Raw genomic sequence first — 18,213 nt, 5'->3', positions numbered from 1 at the left:
AGTCGGAGCCGCCGTCGGCGTCAGGCACTCGCCTCACCTCCCGAGCGCGCGGCGACGTACCCGCTCAGGAAGTGGGCAATCGCCCGGGCGCCGGCGTCGACGGTCCGGTTCGCCTCGTCCAGCGGCGGGGCGCACTCGACCACCTCGAAGCCGGCGACGCGGGGGTCGGCGGCGAGGCGACGGAGTACCCGAAACAGTTCGCGGGAGGTGAGCCCGCCGGGAGTCGGCGCCGAGACGCCGGGCGCGGCCGTCGCGTCGAGTACGTCGAGGTCGACGCTGACGTACACCCGGCCCACGTCGCCGAGCGCGTCGATGGCGTCGTCGGTCGCCCGGTCGAGGTCGACGCCGATGGCTTCGGCGGTGACGACGGCGCCGTCGTGTTCGCGGACGTAATCGGCGTAGCGCGTCGAGGTCTCGAAGTGCCGGGCGCCGAGACAGACGTAGCCGTCGAGCCCGTCGTCGAGGAGTTGGCGATAGGGCGTACCGCTCGTCGGTCCCTCCTCCTCGCGCACCTCGCGCACGTCGAGGTGCGCGTCGAGGTTGACGACGCCGACCGACCCTCGGTCGAGGAGCGGCGCGACGTTGGAGTAGGTGAGAGAGTTGTCGCCGCCGAGGAACATCGGGAGGGTGTCCCCTGAGTCGCCGACCGCGTCGTACACCGCCGCGCTCGCCTTCGACACCTCGTTCTGCACCCCGCCGACGGAGGCGCGGTCGCGGTCGTCGAGCCGGGCGAGCGACGCTACGTCCCCGACGTCTGCGAGTCGCCCGGGTGCGCCCTCGTCGAACCGGTAGGTCTTGACGCCGGCGAGGGCGCGACGGAGCGCTCGCGGCCCCTTCTTCGACCCCTCGCGGCCGATGACGCCACGGTCGGAGGGTTCGCCGACGAGGACGGCCGCGTCACCGTCGCCGATGGCGGCCAGCGGGCGCGCGTCGACCACGTCGCCGAACGTCTCGTCGTTGGGGTCCGCGGAGGGGCTCCGCCAGTCGAACTCGCGGGTGAACTCGGTCATTCGTCCCCGATTCCCGCCCCGGGGTCATCATCGGTCCGGTCGCGCATCGGAATCGGGACGTTCGACCGGTCGGCCTCCGCGAGCGCCTCCTCGTAGCCGGCGTCGGCGTGGCGGATGACGCCCATCCCGGGGTCGGTGGTGAACACGCGCCGGGCCTTCTCGGCGGCGAGGTCCGTCCCGTCGAGCACGACGTGGTTGTTCGTGTGGAGCGCGTTGCCGATGCCGACCCCGCCGCCGTCGTGGACGCTCACGATGTCGGCGCCGGCGGCGCAGTTGAGCAGCGCGTTCAGGATGGGCCAGTCGGCGACGGCGTCGGTGCCGTCCCTCATGGCCTCGGTCTCGCGGTGCGGGCTGGCGACGCTCCCCGCGTCGAGGTGGTCGCGCGTGACGACGACGGGCGCCGATATCTCCCCGTCGCGGACGAGTTCGTTGATGCGCAGGGCGAAGCGGGCCCGCTCGGTGACGCCCTCCGAATCGGTTGCGTACCCGAGCCAACACACCCGCGATGGAAGCCCCTGGAACTCGACCTGCTCGTGGGCAAGGTCTATCCAGCGGTGGAGGGACTCCTTCTCCGGGAACAGTTCTTTGACGGCCTCGTCGGTGCGGTGGATGTCCGCCGGGTCGCCGGAGAGGGCGACCCAGCGGAACGGGCCGCGACCTTGACAGAACAGCGGGCGGATGTACGCCGGGACGAACCCCGGGAAGTCGAACGCATCGTCGACGCCGCGTTCGTCGCGGACCTGTCCGCGGATGTTGTTGCCGTACTCGAAGGCGACGGCGCCCTCGTCCTGGAGGGAGAGAATCCCCCGGACGTGCCGGGCCATCGTGTCGAGGCTCGCTTCGAGGTAGGTCTCGGGGTCGTCCTCGCGCAACTCGTCGGCCTCCGCGACCGAGTACCCCGATGGGTAGTACCCCTCCAGCGCGTCGTGGGCGCTGGTCTGGTCGGTGACGACGTCCGGGACGAAGCCGCGTTCGAGCATCCCCTCGAGCATGTCGGCGGCGTTGACGTGGACGCCGACGGAGTAGGGCTCCCCCCGCTCGGCGGCCTCGCGAGCCGTCTCGATGGCCTCGTCGAGGTCGGCGGTCTTCTCCATGCAGTAGCCGGTGTCGATGCGGCGGTCGATGCGTGCCTCGTCGACCTCCGCGGCGATGCACACCCCGCCGTTCATCGTCACCGCGAGGGGTTGGGCGCCGCCCATCCCGCCGAGGCCGCCGGTGACGACGATTCTACCGGCGAGCGAGGCTTCGCGCTCCCCCGAACTGGGAAAGTGTTGCCGTGCAAGCTCCGCGAGCGTCTCGAACGTCCCCTGGATGATGCCCTGCGTGCCGATGTACGCCCACGAGCCGGCCGTCATCTGGCCGTACATGATTTTCCCCTCGGCTTCGAGTTCGTGGAAGTGCTCCCAGTTGTCCCACTTCCCGACGAGGTTGGAGTTCGCGATGAGCACCCGGGGCGCGCGCTCGTGTGTCGTGAACCGGCCCACCGGTTTGCCGGACTGGACGAGCAGGGTCTCGTCGTCTTCGAGCTCCCGCAACTCGGCGAGGATGGCGTCGTACGCGTCCCACGAACGCGCCGCCCGACCGGTGCCGCCGTAGACGACGAGGCGCTCCGGCTTCTCGGCGACCTCGGGGTCGAGGTTGTTGTTCAGCATCCGCAGGGCGGCCTCCTGTCGCCACCCCTTACACTCGACGTCGGTGCCCGTCGGCGACCCCTGGTACCGTCGCCACTGCTCGCTCGGCTCGCCGAGGTGGTCGACAGCCTCCCGCTCCCGTTCTCGCTCCCCCTCCTGCGCTCGCTCCTCCGGAGCCGACTCGGAGACGTGGTGGTCGTTCATCACCACGACGGTTGTACCCGATTGTCAATGAGGGTCGGCCCCGCATACGGAGGGTCGTTTATGTACGCTCGTCGCCGACGGCCCGTATGTACGAGGCGACGTTCCGCATCGCGAGCGACGGGGCGTACGCGGCTGCGACCGCCGGCACCGACGCCCGCATCGAGCTGTGGTGTAACGACCACTGCGACCTCCTCCACGTCACCGGCGGCGACGAGGCGGCCGAGGACGCCGTGCTCGCGGCGGTTCGCGAGCGCGTCGGCGTCCGCGACCGCCTCCGAGGGGGCGACGAGTTGGTCGTCGTCACCGACGACTGCCTCCGCGAGCACGAGACGGGGACGGTGGAGGCGTACCTCGACCGTCACGGACCGCTGTTGCTCCCGCCGCTTCGCTACGCCCGTGGCGCGAAGGTCTGTCGACTGCTCGCGCTCGACCCGGCGTCGCTCACCGCCTGCTACCGCGACCTCGTCACAGACGGGTTCTCGGTGGACGTCGAGTCCAAGCGCGAGGTCGGCTCCGTGGCGCAGGACGGTCCGCTACTGACGCTCGACGAGGTGCTCCCCCGACTGACGGGCCGTCAGCACGAGACGCTCACGACGGCTGTCGAGCAGGGGTACTACGAGATTCCGCGGCGGACGACGACGGAAAAGGTCGCCGCGGCCGTCGGGGTGGAGCGCCGCACCGCGGAGGAGCACCTCCGTCGGGCCGAGAACAAGCTCATCGCCGCGCTGATGCCGTATCTCCGAGGGTGAGAAAGGAGGGGCGACCCGGTTCGAGTTGGAGCCGACCGGGAGCGAGCGGATACGACCGGCGTCACTCGGCGAAGCGGTCGAGCCCCGCCTGGCCGGTCGGCCCGTTCTCACTCCCGTCGGTCACCGCGGTCTGCTCTCCGGTCGCCCGCTCGACTACCTTCCGGCTCTTCGGGGACAGCGAGGCCCGCCCGAACACCTCCGGGTCGGCGTACGCCGCTTCGGCCTCCGCGCGGAGGTCGCCGAAGGTGTCGAGCGCCGCCCGCCGCTCCTGCTCGTAGTCGACGACGGGGTACGGGTAGTCCGTCCCGACATCGACGCCGACCTCGTCCTGGAGCGCCAGCGGCATCCGTTCGGGGCGGTCGAGGTGGTCGACCGGAACGGGTTCGAGTTCCGGTACCCACCGCTTGACGAACTCCCCCTCCGGGTCGTTGTCCCGGAGCTGCTTCCGCGGGTTGTAGAGGCGGATGGCGCCGATACCCTTCAGCCCGCTCTGGCTCTGCCACTGCGTGTAGTTGATGGCCGGGTCCGCGTCGACGAGGTGGTAGTACATGTAGTCGGCCCCGACCTGCCACGGCTGTTTGAACAGGAGGCTGAAGACAGAGGCACACATCGCCCGCATCCGGAAGTTGAGCCACCCCGTTCGCCGGAGACAGCGCATCGAGGCGTCGACCATCGGGAACCCGGTTCGACCGCGCTTCCACGCCCGAATCAGCCCCTCGTCGCGGTTCGACGCGTAGAAACCCTCGAAGACGGGGTTGACGGCGGTGTCCATCCACCCCGACCAGTCGGCGAGCTTCTGGGTGTAGTGGCGGTTCCAGTACAGCCGCGAGACGAACGCCTCCTTCCCGTCACAGTCGATGGCGTCGTCGAGCGCGCGGTACACCTCGCGGGGCGAGAGCGCGCCGAATCGGAGGTGAGCCGAGAGCCGACTCGCGTAGGTCTTCGCGCCGAGCGGACTACTGATGCGGTTCTGGTACTCGTGGATGACGTCCAGAAACCGGTCGAGCCGTGCCAGTGCGGCCGTTCGGCCGCCCTGCGGGACCTCGTGCTTCGACGGGTCGACGTCGTACGCGTGCTCGACGGCCTCGACCGTGACCTCGCCGTCGGTGTCGACCCCGTGGCTTCCGAACCCGGACGGGTGGGGCCGGCTGACCTCCCCCTCGAAGTACGACTCGGCGTACTCCGCCCACCCCTCTCGGCTCTCCTGGCCGTAGCGAATCCCGTCGTCGCTCACGAACCGAACGCCGGCGCCTTCGAGCGCTTCGTCGCGCTCCTCCCCGTACCGTCCCGTGACCTCCCGGTTGGCGACCACGTCCCAGCCGCGGTCGAGGAACGTGCCGAGCACGTCGCTCGGGGCGCCGTGGCCCAGGACGAGCGTCGACCCGACGTCCTCGTAGGCGGCGGCGAGGTCGGTCAGACACTCGTGGAGAAACCGGAGTCGGGCGTCGCAGGCCAGTCCGTCCGCCCCGTAGAACCGCGGGTCGAACGCGAACAGCGGGCAGACGGCGTCGTACGTCGTCGTGGCGTACTCGACGGCCCGGTTGTCCGGGAGACGAAGGTCCCGACGGTGCCAGAGGACACAGGCGTCCCCCGGCGCCGTGGGGACGGCCTCGATGGAGGGGACGCACGGCTCCGAGGATGGGGTCGACATCACTCGTTGCAAGGGTTCGGTGCGAATAAACCCGACGCCGGTCGGTGGTCGGTGCCCGCCGTCGAACGGCTCAGGGCGTCCCGACGGCCTCGTGGCGCTTGTAGAGGTAGTAGCACGCGAGCGGGACGCTCACGACGAAGTTGGTGGCGACCACGCCGACGACGGCCACGAGGCCGTACAGGACCGGGTCGGGCCGCCAGTCGAGGGCCGCCCGTTCGACCGCGCGGGCGTCGACGTAGATGGCGACCGGGAAGAGGACGGCGAGGAGGAGGCCGGGGAGGGCAACGAGGAAGGCGAACACCACGAGCAGGGCGGTCACACCGAACGTGGCGACGCCCAGTCCCCCCAGGAGGTCGATTCCGACGCCGGCGAGAACCAGGAAGAAGGCGGCCCCGCCGAACAGCAGCGTCAGGACGAAGTACGCCGGGACGGCGGCGATCCAGTACCACCACTTCGAGTCGACGGTCGCCTCGGGGAGCAGGTCGTCGAGGGCGTTCCCCTCGCGGGTCGTCGTCGGGTCGCCGGGTCCGGTCGTCGAGTCGGGGGATGGAGGGCTCATGGCTCCAGTTCCGGCGGCCACGGCGATAAGTTCCGGGGTCCAAAGGGGTCGAGTGCGCGGCGCGAGCGAGGAAAAAGCGACTCTCAGTCGGCGACGCGTCGGCCGTCGCGGAACACGGGCGCGAAGCCCGAGACGACGGGGTGTCGGTGTGTGAGAGAGGAGGTAGTGGGAGCGTGGTCCCGCTACAGCGCCGTCTTGTACGCCTCCAGCGTCTCCTCGATGTCCTCGTCGGTGTGGGCGTAGGAGACGAACTGGGACTCGAACTGGTTGGCGGTGAGCAGGACGCCCTGTGCTTTCATCTCCTGCCAGAAGATGCGCTCCCACCGACCGGTCTCGGCGGCGGCCACGTCGGCGCCGGTCTTCGGGCAGGCGTCGAAACGCGGACAGGAGTCGCGCTGGCGACAGCCGCCCTCGCAGTGGTCCTCGAAACTGCCCGGCGCGTCGCGGGTGAACACCGTCTTGAACATCGAGTCGGTGCCGACGACGGTGTACTCGGGGGCGCGGTCCTCGAGCAGGTCCTCGACTCCCTCACGGAGGCGGCGACCGAGGCGGTTCACGTGTTCGTACACGTCGTTCTCGGCCGCGAACTTGAGGTACTCGTGGCCGGCGGCCATCGTCACCGGATGTCCCGAGAAGGTGCCCGACTGGAACACGTCGCCGGCGGGAGTGAACCGCTCGATAATCTCGGCCTTTCCGCCGATGGCACCCACCGGGAAGCCGCCGCCGATAATCTTCCCGAACGTGGTCACGTCGGGGGTGACGCCGAACGTCGACTGGGCACAGCCGAGGCCGCCGACCCGGAAGCCGGTGATGACCTCGTCGAACACGAGCAGCGACCCGTGGTCGTCACACAGTTCGCGGAGCCGTTGGTGGTAGCCGTCGACGGGCATCACGATACCCTTGTTCGCGAGGATGGGCTCGACGAGCACCGCGGCGATGTCGTCGCCGTGCTCCTCGAAGACGGCCTCCGCGGCGGCGGGGTCGTTGAACGGAATCGGGAGGGTGTGTTTCGCGAACTCCGGCGGGATGCCGGGGGTGGAGGGCCGGGGGTTCTCGGGGCCGCCGGCGACGAGCGTGGACTCCTGGGCGCCGTGGTAGCCCCCCTGCATGACGACGATTTTGTCCCGACCGGTGTACCCGCGGGCGAGGCGGACGGCGGAGACGGTGGCCTCCGTCCCGGAGTTGACGAAGCGAATCATCTCGACGCTCGGGACGTGCCGGGCGACGAACTCGGCGTGTTCGACCTCGACCTCCGTCGGCATCCCGTACATGGGCCCCTCGCTCGCGAACTTCTGGACGGCCGACTGCACCGGCTCCGGAGCGTCGTGGCCGTAGAGAAGGGGACCGTACCCCATCACGTAGTCGAGGTAGCGGTTGCCGTCGGCGTCGACGACGTGGGCGCCGTCGCCGCGGGCGACGAACGGCGGGTAGGGCTGTGTCGCACGCACCGACGAGTTGACGCCGCCGGGCAACACCGAGAGCGCCCGGTCGTAGAGGTCGCGAGACCGCTCGTGGTTCATGGGCGGCGGTTCGACCGGAGTCGGGATAGTAGTTACTGGGTAGGCGTCCCGGTGGTCGGGAGAAGGCCGCGTCGGACGCCGACGGTCGGTCGCCGCCCCCGAGTTCCTCGCGGCGTCGTCCGGCGGACTGCCGAACGAACGACCGGTGGTCACGCGACAGACGTCGTATCGCCCACAGACGGACGAATAGGTCCGTGGAGTGCGTCGACGGTCACGGTGTCCATCCCCGACCCCCAGCGTCGGTGGGGGACGAACCGGTGCGGCGTCACGGTAGGGGTGCGAACCGGTGCGGTCACCTCACGGGTGAAATCCCGCCCGAGCGTCTCGTGGTCGGACAGGGTGCTCCGGTCCCACGCGAGAGAAGGGTGCCTCTCCGGACGGGACCCGTCCTCCGTCGGAAGGTGCCCGGTCGGGTCGCCGCCGTCCCTTCTGTCGCACCGTGGACACCTAAGCTACCTCCCTCCCATGAGAGGGACCGGGCCGCTCGGCGCTCACACCGCGTCGGGGCCGCGGTCGTCCGTCCGGATACCTATCGCGTCGGCCACGTCGAGGACGAAAATCTTCCCGTCGCCCGGGTCCCCGGTGGAGGCCGCCTCCCTGATGGCGTCGACCACGTCGTCGACGGGCACGTCGCTGACGACGACCTCCACTTTCGTCTTGGCGTGGAGGTCGACGGTGTACTGTTCCCCGCGCCACTGCCCCTTCTTCGCCGGCTGGTTCCCCCGACCCGACACGTCCGTCACGGTGAGCGACGCGGCACCGACGTCCGCGAGACCCTGTTTCACGTCGCCCAGTTTCTCCGGTCTGACGACCGCCACGACCATGTGGACGTCCGCGTCCGAGCCCGACGCAGTGAACTCGTCCGTCACGTGCTATCGTTCGGCGTGGAGAGACTTAGCCACCGGGCTCCGTCCGAGCGTGGGCACGGTAGGGAGGAAAGTCCGGTCAGGTCGGTCGGTCCAGTCGGTCGGGACAGCGAGCGCGGACCGTGTCAGACCGCCTCCGGACCCCGTTCGCCGGTGCGGACCTGCACCGCCTCGGCCACGTCGAGGACGAAAATCTTCCCGTCGCCCGGGTCGCCGGTGTTCGCGGCCTCCCGGATGGCCTGGACCACGTCCTCCGCCGGGATGTCGGCGACCACGCACTCGATTTTGACCTTCTGGTGGAGGTCGACCGTGTACTCCTCGCCGCGCCACTGGCCCTTCTTCGCGGGCTGGGAGCCGCGGCCGGAGACGTTCGTCACCGTCAGGGAGGGGGCGCCGACGTTCGCGAGCGCCTTCTTCACGTCGCCGAGGCGGTCCGGACGGACCACCGCGACGACCATCTTGATACCGCCGTCGTTGGGCTCGTCGCCGTTCGTCTCACTCATCGTCGCTCACCTCGCGTTCGGGGTCGGCGGTCGCCGGAGCCGCGACACCGCCGTCGGTGCGCACGTCGCTCGACGGGGCCCCACCGTCGGAGCGCACGGCGCCCGTCGCCTCGACCTCGGGACGGCCGAACTCGGGGTAGGTGTCGACGCCGTGTTCGCTCGTGTCGAGCCCCTCGCGCTCGTGGTCGGGGGTGACGCGAGCTTCGCCGACAGCCTTGATGGCGCCGAACACCAGCGCGGTGGCGGCGAACGTCCAGAAGGCGATGACCGCGACGCCGACGACCTGCGACACCAGCGCGCTCACGGTGAACCCGTCCACTGCGAAGAACGGGAGCAGCAGCGCGCCGAGCACGCCGGCGGAGCCGTGGACCGGGAAGACGGCGCACACGTCGTCGATGCGCAGGCGCTTCTCCACGAACTCGAAGACGAGCGGGAGCTGGGCGCCGGCGAGCAGGCCGATGACGACCGCGCCGGGCCAGATAATCGCGTCCGTGTTGCTCGTGATGCCGACGAGGCCGGCCAGCAGGCCGTTCGCGACGTACAGCGTGTCGACCTTGCCGGTGCGGTACATCGACACCCCGGCGGCGCCGATGGCGCCCGCGGCCATCCCCAGCGTGGTGGTCAGCGCGACGCGGCCGACGTACGCGAAGGACGCGAGTTCGGTGCCGTCACCCGAGAGGGGTGCGGCCGCCGTGCCGACGTTGAAGCCGTACCAGCCGAACGCCAGGATGAGTGTGCCGAGCACGGCGAAGCTCAGCGAGTGGCCCGGGATGACGTTCGCGGTGCCGTCCTCGTTGAAGCGGTCCATGCGCGGACCGACGACCCACGCGGCGGTGAGGCCGGCGATGCCGCCCATCCCGTGGACGATCATGCCGCCCGCGAAGTCCGCGAAGCCGAGGGTCGAGAGGAAGCCGCCCGCCCACGTGAACCCGACGACGACGGGGTAGATGACCGCCGCGAGGAGGATGGTGTACGTGACGTACGCACGGAGTTTGACGCGCCCGGCGACCGCGCCGGAGACGATGGTCGCCGCCGTCATCGCGAAGACGGCGCCGAACAGCCAGCTCACCCACGCGGTCGACGACGCGGGGCCGTAGACCGCCGCGAACTCGGCCATCACGTCGACCGTGCCGCCGCCGGTCAGCGCACCGACGATGCTCGACACCGCCGCGCCCACGAGGAAGAACACGATGACCCCGACCGACCACGTGAGCAGGTTCTTCGTCAGCTGGTTGGCCACGTTCTTCGCCCGCACCTGCCCGGCCTCCAGCATCGCGAAGCCGGCGTGCATGAAGAAGATGAGGAAGGTGACCGTGAGCACCCACACGAGGTTCACCGCCTCGGCCACCGCAGCCAGGTCAGTCTGAAGGAGTATCGAACTCATTCTTGACCCCTCGTTTCACTCGTTTTCGTCGCGTTGCTTGGACAGTCGTACATAGATTTGCACTCGTTCGCCATCATCGTTCGATTCGTCGTCAGGTCCGTCGGCGTCGGAGTATATAAGTATTCGCGACACAACTGTCCAGTTTAACCCGTAAACGAGTGACGAATGTCCGATATTGGTTCGGACAGGAACAATATAAGGACGTAAAACGGCCAGCGTTTGGGCGTTCGACCGGTCAGAAGTTGACGTTCGTGAACCCCGTTTCGGGTCTATCACCGTGAAACGTAGGTGTGAGGCTCGCGCGCACCCCACAGAACCGCAGGGATGGGCGGCCGGGTCACCCCACCTCCGACTCCCAGTCGCTCCAAGCGACCGTTCCGTCCTCGACGATTCGGTCGGCCGTCGGCAGCGAGAGGTCGGGGTTCTCGGAGGCGGTCGCGGGACCACCGGGGTCGCCGACGACGACGCGGCCGACCATCCCGACCATCTTGTGGGGGATACAGTAGTAGTCGTGTGTCCCCGCCGTCTCGAACGTGACGTTGCGGAAGGCCCCCTTCTCGCCGAACGTGCCGGTGTCCCAGGCGGGTGCGCCCTCCGGGACGCGCCGCTCGAACGCGTTCGGGTTGTCCGGGTGGTACGCCGTCGCCGAGTGTGCCCCGCTCACCAGTTCGAACGAGACGGTGTCGCCGGGCTCGACGTGGAGCCCCACCGGGTCGAAGTAGAGGTCGGTGTACATGCCGACGGTGTAGTCGCCCCGTTCCGCGGCGTTGGTCTTCGTCGCCGTTCCGTCCGACGCGGTCGTCGTCGCCGTTCCGCCTGACCCGGTCGTTCCGTCGGTCGTCGTGCCGGCCGTGCTCGTGTCGGCCGTCGTCCCGGTTCCGGCCCCTGTTCCGGTTCCGGTGTCGGTGGTGGCGTCGTCCCCGTCCGACTCGCCGGCGCAGCCGGCGAGGGCGACGGCGGCCGCTCCCGCCGCGAGTCGTCTGAGTGCGGTGCGTCGCGTCGTCGGCCCCGTCGAGGGCGTCCGTGTCGTGTCCTCGGGATGCACGCGTCGTAGTCCTCCTCGGGCGGTGGTCAGTAGTTCTCCGCTCGCATCGTGAACCGGAAGGCGAACGGGTCGGTCGTGGCGTGGGTCCCCTCCCCGGTGTCCCGCGAGGCGACCATCCGGAGCAGCAGTCGCTCGCCGTCGACCGAGTTCCCGCGGACGTAGTTGTCCGGGTCGAGGTACTGCCGGTGTTCGATCATCTCCCTCACCACCCCGTCGAGCGTCTGCTCGTACTCGACCGTCTCCGGGTCGTACTGGAGCGCGTAGCAGGCGTCGCCGGGCCGTTCGACGACGAGCCGCTCGGGCCCGTCGACGTTCTCGACGCGGACGCGCTCCACGTCGCCCGCCGCCAGTTTCGACTCCGTCGAGAGCTGCTGCCACGAACTCCCGTCGTGGGCGCTCACCGTCGCGGCGTCGAACGCCGGCTCCGCGACGAAGTGGAAGGTGTACCGGGGGTAGCCGTTGGTCGTCCGGAACCCCGTGGTCGGGTGCCGAGAGGTCACGTCGACCGTCCCGTCGTCGTGGAAGTGCCAGTCGACGAGGTAGCGATACGGCCCCCAGTTCTGCCCGAACCGCCACTCCCAGTGGTCGAGCGACCCGGTGTGGTACGACCCGCGGATGCGGAACCCGTCCGAGAGGTCGTGTTTCTCGACGACGCCCGGGCCGGTAAAGCCCAGCGTGTCCCAGAAGTGCCAGTTGCGCCGGCCGGAGGGGACGCCCGGCTCCGCCATCCCGAACGGCTCGTAGTCGCTCAGCATCCACGGCACCTTCGACTCGGGGCCGAACACCGGCTTCCCCTTGTAGCTCGCCTCCACCCGGTAGGCGTCGTGGAGCGTGTTCGTCCAGGAGACCGTCCAGTCGTTCTGCTCGACGGTCTCGGGCGGACGCCGTATCTCCCAGTCGGTGTCGTCCATCTCGCCCGGCACGTCGATGGCTCCCTGCCGGTACTCTCCCGGGTCGTTCCCCTCGACCTCGGAGACGATACCGGAGAGCGGGTCCGGCGACTCCTGTGTCGGCGTGTACACGTCCAGCACCTCGTTCTCGGACGCCACGTCGTTGAGCGAGGTGGTGGTGACCGCGGCGGCGACCCCCCGAAGGTCGTCACCCCGGTCGTTCCAGTTGAAGATGACCGGCGTCACGACGCCGATGGGGTGGTCCTCGTCGTACGCCGTGATGATGGAGTAGTCGGCCGCGAGGAGGTACCAGTCCTTCCCCTCCAGTGCCGAGCTCACCTGTGAGTTCTCCATCGCCGCCCGCACGGTGTCCATGTTGAGCCCCTCGTAGGGTCGCTCGATGACGTGCGGTTCGCGCGTCCGTACGTCCAACTGCACGAGGCGGTCGCTCTCGCGCTCGACGAGCGCCCGCACCTGCGTGATGTCTCCGAACTCGATGGTGTGGCTCCCGGGGTTCTCCGCCTCCGTGTCCAGGCTCCCCTCGACGGTCATCTCCTGTGGGGCGAGAATCTCGACGAAGTCGTGGTCGGTCAGGATTCGGTGGTACGCCGTCGAGGAGACCGCGCTCGTCACCGCGTCGGCGACCTCCCCGACCGCCAACACCTGTCGGAGCGCCGCGAGCTTCCGCTCCTCGACCAGCGCGTCGAAGTCGTCGGCCTCCCGCGGGGCCAGGTAGGCGAGTTCGCCCACGTCCGGCGCCTCGGTCGTCTCCTCGGTGGTCGGGGTCTCGGTTCCCGTCGTCGTCGCCTCGTCGGTCGTCGTGGCGGTCGTCCCCGTCGTCACCGTCGTCCCGCCGTCGTCCGGCTGCTCGCCACCACACCCGGCGAGCGCCCCCGCGCCGCCGATGCCCACGAGTCGGAGGAACGTCCGTCGTCGCCGGTCGGTCGAGTCGGGGTCGTCTCTGTGGTTCGCCATGTTCCCGTGTTAGACAACAACACTCATGGTACATTACGCTACCTCCGGACCAGGGGTTCGCCGGGCAGTCAGAATCGGACGCCGGAACGCGTTCCGACGGACGAGACGCCGTCGGAGACGGAGGGTCGGCGTTGAACGCGCTCGGGAGTGCAGAGGGGGCTTCGGCGACCGGCGGCGACCGCGACCGAGTCTCAGAGACCCTTCGCCACGTCCTCGGCGAAGTACGTCAGGATGAGGTCGGCGCCGGCGCGCTTGATGGAGAGCAGGGACTCGTGGGCGGTCGCTTCGAGGTCGAGCCAGCCGCGGTCGGCCGCCGCGTGGAGCATCGCGTACTCGCCGCTGACGTTGTAGGCGGCGACAGGGTGGTCGAACTCCCGGCGAATCGAGGCGACCACGTCGAGGTACGGGAGCGCCGGCTTCACCATCAGCACGTCGGCACCCTGCTCGACGTCGGCGCGGACCTCGCGCAGGGCCTCGCGACCGTTCGCGGGGTCCATCTGATAGTGTCGACGGTCACCGAAGGCGGGCGCGCCGTCGGCGGCGTCCCGGAACGGTCCGTAGAAGGCGGACTCGTACTTCGCGGCGTATGACATGATGGGCACCGACGTGTGGCCGGCGTCGTCCAACCCGTCGCGGATGGCGCCGACCATCCCGTCGGTCATCGCGGAGGGGGCGACCATGTCGGCGCCGGCGTCGGCGTGCGAGACGGCCGTCTTCGCGAGCAGGTCGAGCGTCTCGTCGTTGCGGACGGTGAGGGTGGGGTCGTCGGCCGCGTGGTCCTCGACGACACCGCAGTGGCCGTGGCTCGTGTACTCACAGAGACAGACGTCGGTGACGACGTAGGCGTCGGTCTCCTCGGTTATCGCGCGGGTGGCCTCCTGGACGACGCCGTCTTCGGCCCACGCTCGGGAACCGTACTCGTCTTTCGACTCGGGGATGCCAAAGAGCATGACGGCCTCGACGCCGGTCTCCAGCACCTCCTCGACGCGTGAGACGGCCTCCGAGACGGGGACGCGCTCGTGGCCCGGCATGGACTCGATGGGGACGCGCTCCTCCGTGGTGGCGTCGACGAACACCGGCGCGATGAGGTCCTCCGGGGCGAGGCGGGTCTCGCTCACGAGGGGTCGGACCCCGTCGGTGCGGAGCCGGCGGGGTCGGTCGGTGAGGTTCATGGGTCGGGGATTAGGTCGGGTGGGGCAAAACCGCGTCGGGACGCTTTTTGGTGGGTGGCGTGCTCGTCACGACCGAAAGAGTCGGCGGAGACGCTGAGACGACTCCCGGAACTCGTCCCGTCGCGACCGACCACTTCGACTCGACAGCCCCCGAGACCAACAGGTCACAAACGATTTACCCCCCGAGCGGCTCTCCCACGCTGAATGGCGGGCCTCCAGACGGACGTGGTCGGCGAGATGCCACCGTTCCTGCAGAACCTCCTCAACTCCGACCTCGCCCTCCTCGTCCTGCTCGGCGTGTTCGTCCTCGAGGGCGCGATGCTGATGTACTTCATGCCGAGCGAACTCGTCGTCCCCGGCGCCATCCTCCTCATCGGCGACACCTCCCGGCTCCTCGCCCCGGAGAACCTCCTCATCGTCGCCGTGGCCGTCGTCGGCGCCACCGCCGGTCAGTACGCCCTGTTCAAACTCGCCCAGCGCGGCGGCCGGGAGTACCTGCTGGAGAAGCGCTGGTTCCGGGTGAGCGAGGAGCGCCTCGACCGCTTCGACGGCTGGTTCGAGCGCTGGGGGCCGGTGGTCGTCCCACTCTCGAACACGATGCTGTTCACGCGCGGGATGCTGACGGTGCCGGCGGGGTTCTCGGACCTCCGGGACCGCACGTTCGTGCTCTACTCCGCGCTCGGCACGCTCTCGTTCGAGGTAATTCTCGCGGGCGTACTCGTCTTTCTCGATACGACGCTCTGAGGCGCGGCACGCCCGCGAGAACCAGCGCGTGACCACGCGGTCACTCGGTTCGGTCCACGGCGAATCGATGCGAACCGCAATGGAACGACACGGAGGTCATTCGGTGCGGTCCACGTCGCATCGACGTCGATCGAAAGAGAGCGAGACGGAGCTCACTCGGTTCGATCGACGTCGATCTGCTCCTGCAGCGCCGCGAGCTCCTCGGAGTCGGCCAACTCCTCGATCCGCTCGCGGAAGTGCGACTCACAGAGGCCCACCTTGACACCCTTGTTCTCGGCAGCGTAGGCGGCCTCCCGGTCGCAGTAGTGACAACGCATAGTCGGACCTTCGTCTCCCACGGGGTTCAAGCCTCCGTTTCCGACAGTCGCGCCGCAAACGCGTCGAACGCCTCGCGGTCGGGACCGGCCTTCCCGAGCGTCTTCCCGTGGGCGTCGCTCCCGCCGGTCCGGAGCAGGTCACCCTCGGCGGCGACGCGGTCGACGAGGTCGGTGTCCACCTCGCGCCCGTAGGGGTAGAAGCGCTCGACCGCGTCCAGGTGTGGCGACTCGGCGAGCGCGAGCGCCGCCTCGGGGTCGGGGTACCGGAACGGGTGTGCGAGCGAGACGACCGCACAGGAGTCGGCGAGCAGGGCGGCACCCTCCTCGAACCCGGTCACGTCCCGCGGGACGAAGCAGGGGCCGTCGGAGCCGATGAGTTGCCGGAACGCCGCCTCGGCGTCGTAGGGCGCTTCGCTCGCCTCGACGGCGCGGGCGACGTGGGGACGGCCGATTCCCTCGCGCGGTTCGAGGTCGAGGTCGACGTCGAGGTGGGTCTCCACGCGCTCGATGATTTTCCCGCCGCGCTCGACCCGGTCGCGCTGGACCCGCTCCAGCTCGTCGAGCAGTTCGTCGGTCGGGTCGAGCGCGTAGCCGAGGAGGTCGACCCGGCCGACCGCGTCGTCGGCGGGCTCGACGCGGAGTTCGATGCCGCGAATCAGCTCGACCCCGTCGCGGTCGACGACGGGTGCCTCGATGTCGGGGTGGACGCGGTCGTGGTCGGTCACCGCGACGACCCCGACGCCGGCCGCCCGGGCCGCGTCCGGCAGTTCGTCGAGCGTCAGCGTCCCGTCCGAGACGGGGGTGTGCACGTGGAGGTCGGCGACCGGCTGTGACATGCTCGGTCGCTCACCCCCGCGACCCAAACCGGTTTCGATGGCGTCGGCGGCTCCCTGTCCCGTCGGCGTCAGACTCGCGGTACGAGCCGTCGGAGCCCCCTCCTGGGCGTGTTCGTCACCGCCACCCGCTTCGAGGCCGACGGCGACGACGCCGGCCGACGGGCGTGTCGGACGGACGAGTATAATGAACCTTAATTACCTCTGTCCGACTAAGGTTCATCATGGAAAACCATTATGAACTACCTCGCCGGAGTAGCTGGTGATGCGCTTCGACGACACCGACGACCTGATCGACGCCCACACGTACCCGGCCACGAGTGCCGAACTCATCGCCGCCTACGGCGACAGCGAGATCGAACTGCAGAACGGGACGGAGACGCTGGGTACGGTGCTCGGTCGACTCGGCCCGGAGACGTACCACGGCCCGCAGGACGTCCGGGACGCGCTGTTCACCGGCGTCGGTCACGAGGCAATCGGCCGGCGCTACTACAGCGACCGCGACGCCTACGCCCTCGGCGAGAGCGGGCCGGAACAGGTGTCGTTCTGAGCCGGCGCCGGAGACGCGCGTAACCAGTCCACACCAACCTCGACCCCTCTTTCCTGTCACGGCTCGGCCGACGAGCGGTAGCCGCGGCCTCGACAGCCAGGCACTCGGGAGCCGTCCCGGTCAGAACAGCGTCAGCCCGCCGTCGAGGTCGAGCGGCACGCGACCCTTCTCGTACCCCTCGATTCGCCCGTCGGGGCGGGCGCGGAAGACGACCGCCGGCCTGTGTCGAACCTCCGGCTGCTCCGCTTTCACGGCCGCCCAGTCGTCGTCGGTGAACGACGAACAGTCGACGAACAGCACGGCGCCGCCGCCGTGTGACTTGAGCTGGCCGGTCGACTTCGTCTCGGCCGTGTCACGGACGGCGCCGACCGGCGTTCCCGCCGACCGGCGGCTCGGTGGGCGGGGCCGGGTTATCTCGACGAGCACCCCCTCGCCGCCCTCGCCGTCGGCGCGGAAGTCGAGGGAGTGGCCGGTCGTCACCTCGATTTCGGGCGTGAGGTCGTAGCCGGCGTCGTGGAGAATCTTCGCGCCCGTAAACTCGCTCATCGCCGCCGCCATCCGGTGTTCGTCGAGGTACTCCGACGTACCGAGCTTGCCGGCCATCTCCTCGCGGAACTCGTCGAGCGCTCCGGTCGAGAGGAACTCCTCGTAGAACCCGAGCGCCTCGTCGCGGTCGGCGTCGGGGAAGCCGGCGGCGTGCTCGGCGAAGAAGTCCCGGGTCGTCTCCCGGCCGTCCTTCGAGAGGAAGACGGGGAGGAAGAACCACGAGAGGTGCGGGAACGGCGAGAGCCACGGCGACTCGTCGTGGAGTTGGGCGAGCAGTTCGCGCTCGGCCCACCGGGTGACGGAGAACGGCACCTCGTCGAAGCCGTACTTGTCGGTGCGCCACAACGTCTCGGGCGTCTCCGTGTTGCCCAACCAGTAGGCGGCCGGGCCGCTTCCGTGGTCGTCGTCCGGGTCGTCCCCGTCGCGCCACGCGAAGAGGGCGACGTCACCGTTGTCCATCTCGAACCGCCGGGCCTGATACCGCGACGGCGGTTTGAACCACGGCGACGACATCGTCGCCCCCAGATTGGCGTCCAGCGGCTCGAAGACGTCCCGTCGGACGCGGTCGAGTGTCCAGCGGCCGGGGGCGTATCGGAAGCGAAGTGGACGCGCCACGTGAGACCAACTGCGTCGGCCCCTCTTACGTGTTCCGTGAGCGTCGCGCGTCGAAGGTGGTATCGAACGCCGAAACGGGGGTGGTCGGGTGCGGGAGAGGAGGGAGTCGGGTTTCCGGAGCGGGAGTCGACCCCGAGGGAGAAGCGAACCGAACGACGGCGGCGGACGGTCGAGGGCCGCCGACCCGCCGCCGTCGAACGTTTCGTTCCCGCCGACACCCCAGCTCACTAACCGTTAGGTTCTTAACGAAAAATAACAAAGTCATGATGTAGCATGTCAATGGGTGCTTACGACGAGGACGAACACGAGCGGCGTGCACAGAAGTCGGCCCAGGTGGACGCCGCGTTCGACGAGGGACGGACGGAGTACCGGGGGGAGATGGAGTTCGACGCCGGCGAGTCCGCGGAGGCGCTTCTCGACCAGTTCCGCGAAATCAAGGGCCAGTAGCC

Annotated in this window: 18 protein-coding genes; 4 read left to right on the top strand and 14 right to left on the bottom strand. The window is 69.4% G+C overall.

The features are described 5' to 3' along the window. Positions 1-20: 20 nt before the first annotated feature. A complete protein-coding gene (gene hutG / locus N5095_RS04470; RefSeq protein ID WP_267621521.1) occupies positions 21-1,010 on the bottom strand; it encodes a formimidoylglutamase in 990 nt (329 codons plus the stop codon). Beyond that, a complete protein-coding gene (hutU, locus tag N5095_RS04465; protein WP_267621519.1) occupies positions 1,007-2,845 on the bottom strand; it encodes a urocanate hydratase in 1,839 nt (612 codons plus the stop codon). Before hutU ends, hutG begins: the two co-directional genes overlap by 4 nt. Positions 2,846-2,931: 86 nt before the next feature. Here hutU and N5095_RS04460 point away from each other — a divergent pair, with 86 nt between their 5' ends. Further along, positions 2,932-3,594: a helix-turn-helix domain-containing protein gene (locus N5095_RS04460; RefSeq protein ID WP_267621517.1), complete on the top strand. Its 663-nt coding sequence runs from the start codon at positions 2,932-2,934 to the stop codon at positions 3,592-3,594. 61 nt (positions 3,595-3,655) lie between these two features. Here N5095_RS04460 and N5095_RS04455 read toward each other — a convergent pair whose 3' ends face one another. The 9 genes from N5095_RS04455 to hemB all read right to left on the bottom strand — a co-directional run bounded on the left by N5095_RS04455 (position 3,656) and on the right by hemB (position 14,159). After that, positions 3,656-5,245: an FAD-binding domain-containing protein gene (locus N5095_RS04455; protein WP_267621515.1), complete on the bottom strand. Its 1,590-nt coding sequence runs from the start codon at positions 5,243-5,245 to the stop codon at positions 3,656-3,658. A 70-nt stretch (positions 5,246-5,315) separates the two neighbouring features. After that, positions 5,316-5,804 carry a hypothetical protein gene (locus tag N5095_RS04450; RefSeq protein WP_267621513.1) on the bottom strand — a complete coding sequence of 163 codons (489 nt, stop codon included), beginning with the start codon at positions 5,802-5,804 and terminating at the stop codon, positions 5,316-5,318. A gap of 182 nt (positions 5,805-5,986) precedes the next feature. Then, on the bottom strand, positions 5,987-7,324 hold the full coding sequence (gene hemL / locus N5095_RS04445; protein WP_267621511.1) for a glutamate-1-semialdehyde 2,1-aminomutase: 1,338 nt from the start codon (positions 7,322-7,324) through the stop codon (positions 5,987-5,989). Positions 7,325-7,815: 491 nt separating this feature from the next. Next, complete coding sequence (locus tag N5095_RS04440; protein WP_267621509.1) at positions 7,816-8,193, bottom strand: P-II family nitrogen regulator; 378 nt, start codon at positions 8,191-8,193, stop codon at positions 7,816-7,818. Positions 8,194-8,315: 122 nt separating this feature from the next. Continuing rightward, the gene (gene glnK1, locus N5095_RS04435; RefSeq protein ID WP_267621507.1) at positions 8,316-8,693 is read right to left on the bottom strand and encodes a nitrogen regulatory protein GlnK1; all 378 of its coding nucleotides are present in this window, start codon (positions 8,691-8,693) and stop codon (positions 8,316-8,318) included. Further along, positions 8,686-10,077 (bottom strand): ammonium transporter, encoded by a 1,392-nt coding sequence (locus tag N5095_RS04430; protein ID WP_267621505.1) that lies wholly within the window; start codon positions 10,075-10,077, stop codon positions 8,686-8,688. Before N5095_RS04430 ends, glnK1 begins: the two co-directional genes overlap by 8 nt. Before the next feature lie 337 nt (positions 10,078-10,414). After that, positions 10,415-11,122 carry a plastocyanin/azurin family copper-binding protein gene (locus N5095_RS22340; protein ID WP_267621503.1) on the bottom strand — a complete coding sequence of 236 codons (708 nt, stop codon included), beginning with the start codon at positions 11,120-11,122 and terminating at the stop codon, positions 10,415-10,417. A 26-nt stretch (positions 11,123-11,148) separates the two neighbouring features. Next, the gene (locus N5095_RS04420) at positions 11,149-12,987 is read right to left on the bottom strand and encodes a death domain-containing protein (RefSeq protein WP_267621501.1); all 1,839 of its coding nucleotides are present in this window, start codon (positions 12,985-12,987) and stop codon (positions 11,149-11,151) included. Between the two features lie 191 nt (positions 12,988-13,178). Next, positions 13,179-14,159 carry a porphobilinogen synthase gene (gene hemB, locus N5095_RS04415; RefSeq protein ID WP_267621499.1) on the bottom strand — a complete coding sequence of 327 codons (981 nt, stop codon included), beginning with the start codon at positions 14,157-14,159 and terminating at the stop codon, positions 13,179-13,181. A gap of 204 nt (positions 14,160-14,363) precedes the next feature. Between hemB and N5095_RS04410 the strand changes: the two genes are divergently transcribed. Further along, positions 14,364-14,903, top strand: coding sequence for a DedA family protein (locus N5095_RS04410; protein ID WP_267621496.1), 540 nt, complete (start codon positions 14,364-14,366; stop codon positions 14,901-14,903). A gap of 152 nt (positions 14,904-15,055) precedes the next feature. Here N5095_RS04410 and N5095_RS04405 read toward each other — a convergent pair whose 3' ends face one another. Both N5095_RS04405 and N5095_RS04400 read right to left on the bottom strand, forming a co-directional pair. Continuing rightward, on the bottom strand, positions 15,056-15,220 hold the full coding sequence (locus N5095_RS04405; protein ID WP_267621494.1) for a DUF6757 family protein: 165 nt from the start codon (positions 15,218-15,220) through the stop codon (positions 15,056-15,058). Between the two features lie 26 nt (positions 15,221-15,246). Further along, positions 15,247-16,056, bottom strand: coding sequence for a PHP domain-containing protein (locus tag N5095_RS04400; protein ID WP_267621492.1), 810 nt, complete (start codon positions 16,054-16,056; stop codon positions 15,247-15,249). A 262-nt stretch (positions 16,057-16,318) separates the two neighbouring features. Here N5095_RS04400 and N5095_RS04395 point away from each other — a divergent pair, with 262 nt between their 5' ends. Then, positions 16,319-16,603 carry a DUF5789 family protein gene (locus N5095_RS04395; RefSeq protein WP_267621490.1) on the top strand — a complete coding sequence of 95 codons (285 nt, stop codon included), beginning with the start codon at positions 16,319-16,321 and terminating at the stop codon, positions 16,601-16,603. A 120-nt stretch (positions 16,604-16,723) separates the two neighbouring features. On the opposite strand, the gene N5095_RS04390 is transcribed toward N5095_RS04395, so the two are convergent. Next, complete coding sequence (locus N5095_RS04390) at positions 16,724-17,764, bottom strand: DUF5784 family protein (protein ID WP_267621488.1); 1,041 nt, start codon at positions 17,762-17,764, stop codon at positions 16,724-16,726. A gap of 273 nt (positions 17,765-18,037) precedes the next feature. On the opposite strand from N5095_RS04390, the gene N5095_RS04385 reads away from it, so the two are divergent. Further along, positions 18,038-18,211 carry a DUF5786 family protein gene (locus N5095_RS04385; RefSeq protein WP_390202616.1) on the top strand — a complete coding sequence of 58 codons (174 nt, stop codon included), beginning with the start codon at positions 18,038-18,040 and terminating at the stop codon, positions 18,209-18,211. The last annotated feature ends 2 nt before the right edge of the window (positions 18,212-18,213 follow it).

The organism is Halobium salinum (assembly GCF_026586625.1).
Taxonomy (GTDB): Archaea; Halobacteriota; Halobacteria; order Halobacteriales; family Haloferacaceae; genus Halobium; species Halobium salinum.
The sequence above is the reverse complement of the archived record's forward strand: the minus strand, read 5'-3'. Positions and strand labels throughout refer to the sequence as shown.

Bases quoted from the DNA above. Each gene is read 5' to 3' on its own strand.
- N5095_RS04460 (WP_267621517.1), top strand. From the start codon at position 2,932: ATGTACGAGGCGACGTTCCGCATCGCGAGCGACGGGGCGTACGCGGCT.
- N5095_RS04420 (WP_267621501.1), bottom strand. From the start codon at position 12,987: ATGGCGAACCACAGAGACGACCCCGACTCGACCGACCGGCGACGACGG.
- N5095_RS04385 (WP_390202616.1), top strand. From the start codon at position 18,038: ATGTCAATGGGTGCTTACGACGAGGACGAACACGAGCGGCGTGCACAG.
- hemL (WP_267621511.1), bottom strand. From the start codon at position 7,324: ATGAACCACGAGCGGTCTCGCGACCTCTACGACCGGGCGCTCTCGGTG.
- N5095_RS04430 (WP_267621505.1), bottom strand. From the start codon at position 10,077: ATGAGTTCGATACTCCTTCAGACTGACCTGGCTGCGGTGGCCGAGGCG.
- N5095_RS04410 (WP_267621496.1), top strand. From the start codon at position 14,364: ATGGCGGGCCTCCAGACGGACGTGGTCGGCGAGATGCCACCGTTCCTG.
- hemB (WP_267621499.1), bottom strand. From the start codon at position 14,159: ATGAACCTCACCGACCGACCCCGCCGGCTCCGCACCGACGGGGTCCGA.
- hutG (WP_267621521.1), bottom strand. From the start codon at position 1,010: ATGACCGAGTTCACCCGCGAGTTCGACTGGCGGAGCCCCTCCGCGGAC.
- N5095_RS04455 (WP_267621515.1), bottom strand. From the start codon at position 5,245: ATGTCGACCCCATCCTCGGAGCCGTGCGTCCCCTCCATCGAGGCCGTC.
- N5095_RS04405 (WP_267621494.1), bottom strand. From the start codon at position 15,220: ATGCGTTGTCACTACTGCGACCGGGAGGCCGCCTACGCTGCCGAGAAC.
- N5095_RS04400 (WP_267621492.1), bottom strand. From the start codon at position 16,056: ATGTCACAGCCGGTCGCCGACCTCCACGTGCACACCCCCGTCTCGGAC.
- N5095_RS04395 (WP_267621490.1), top strand. From the start codon at position 16,319: ATGCGCTTCGACGACACCGACGACCTGATCGACGCCCACACGTACCCG.
- glnK1 (WP_267621507.1), bottom strand. From the start codon at position 8,693: ATGAGTGAGACGAACGGCGACGAGCCCAACGACGGCGGTATCAAGATG.
- N5095_RS04450 (WP_267621513.1), bottom strand. From the start codon at position 5,804: ATGAGCCCTCCATCCCCCGACTCGACGACCGGACCCGGCGACCCGACG.
- hutU (WP_267621519.1), bottom strand. From the start codon at position 2,845: ATGAACGACCACCACGTCTCCGAGTCGGCTCCGGAGGAGCGAGCGCAG.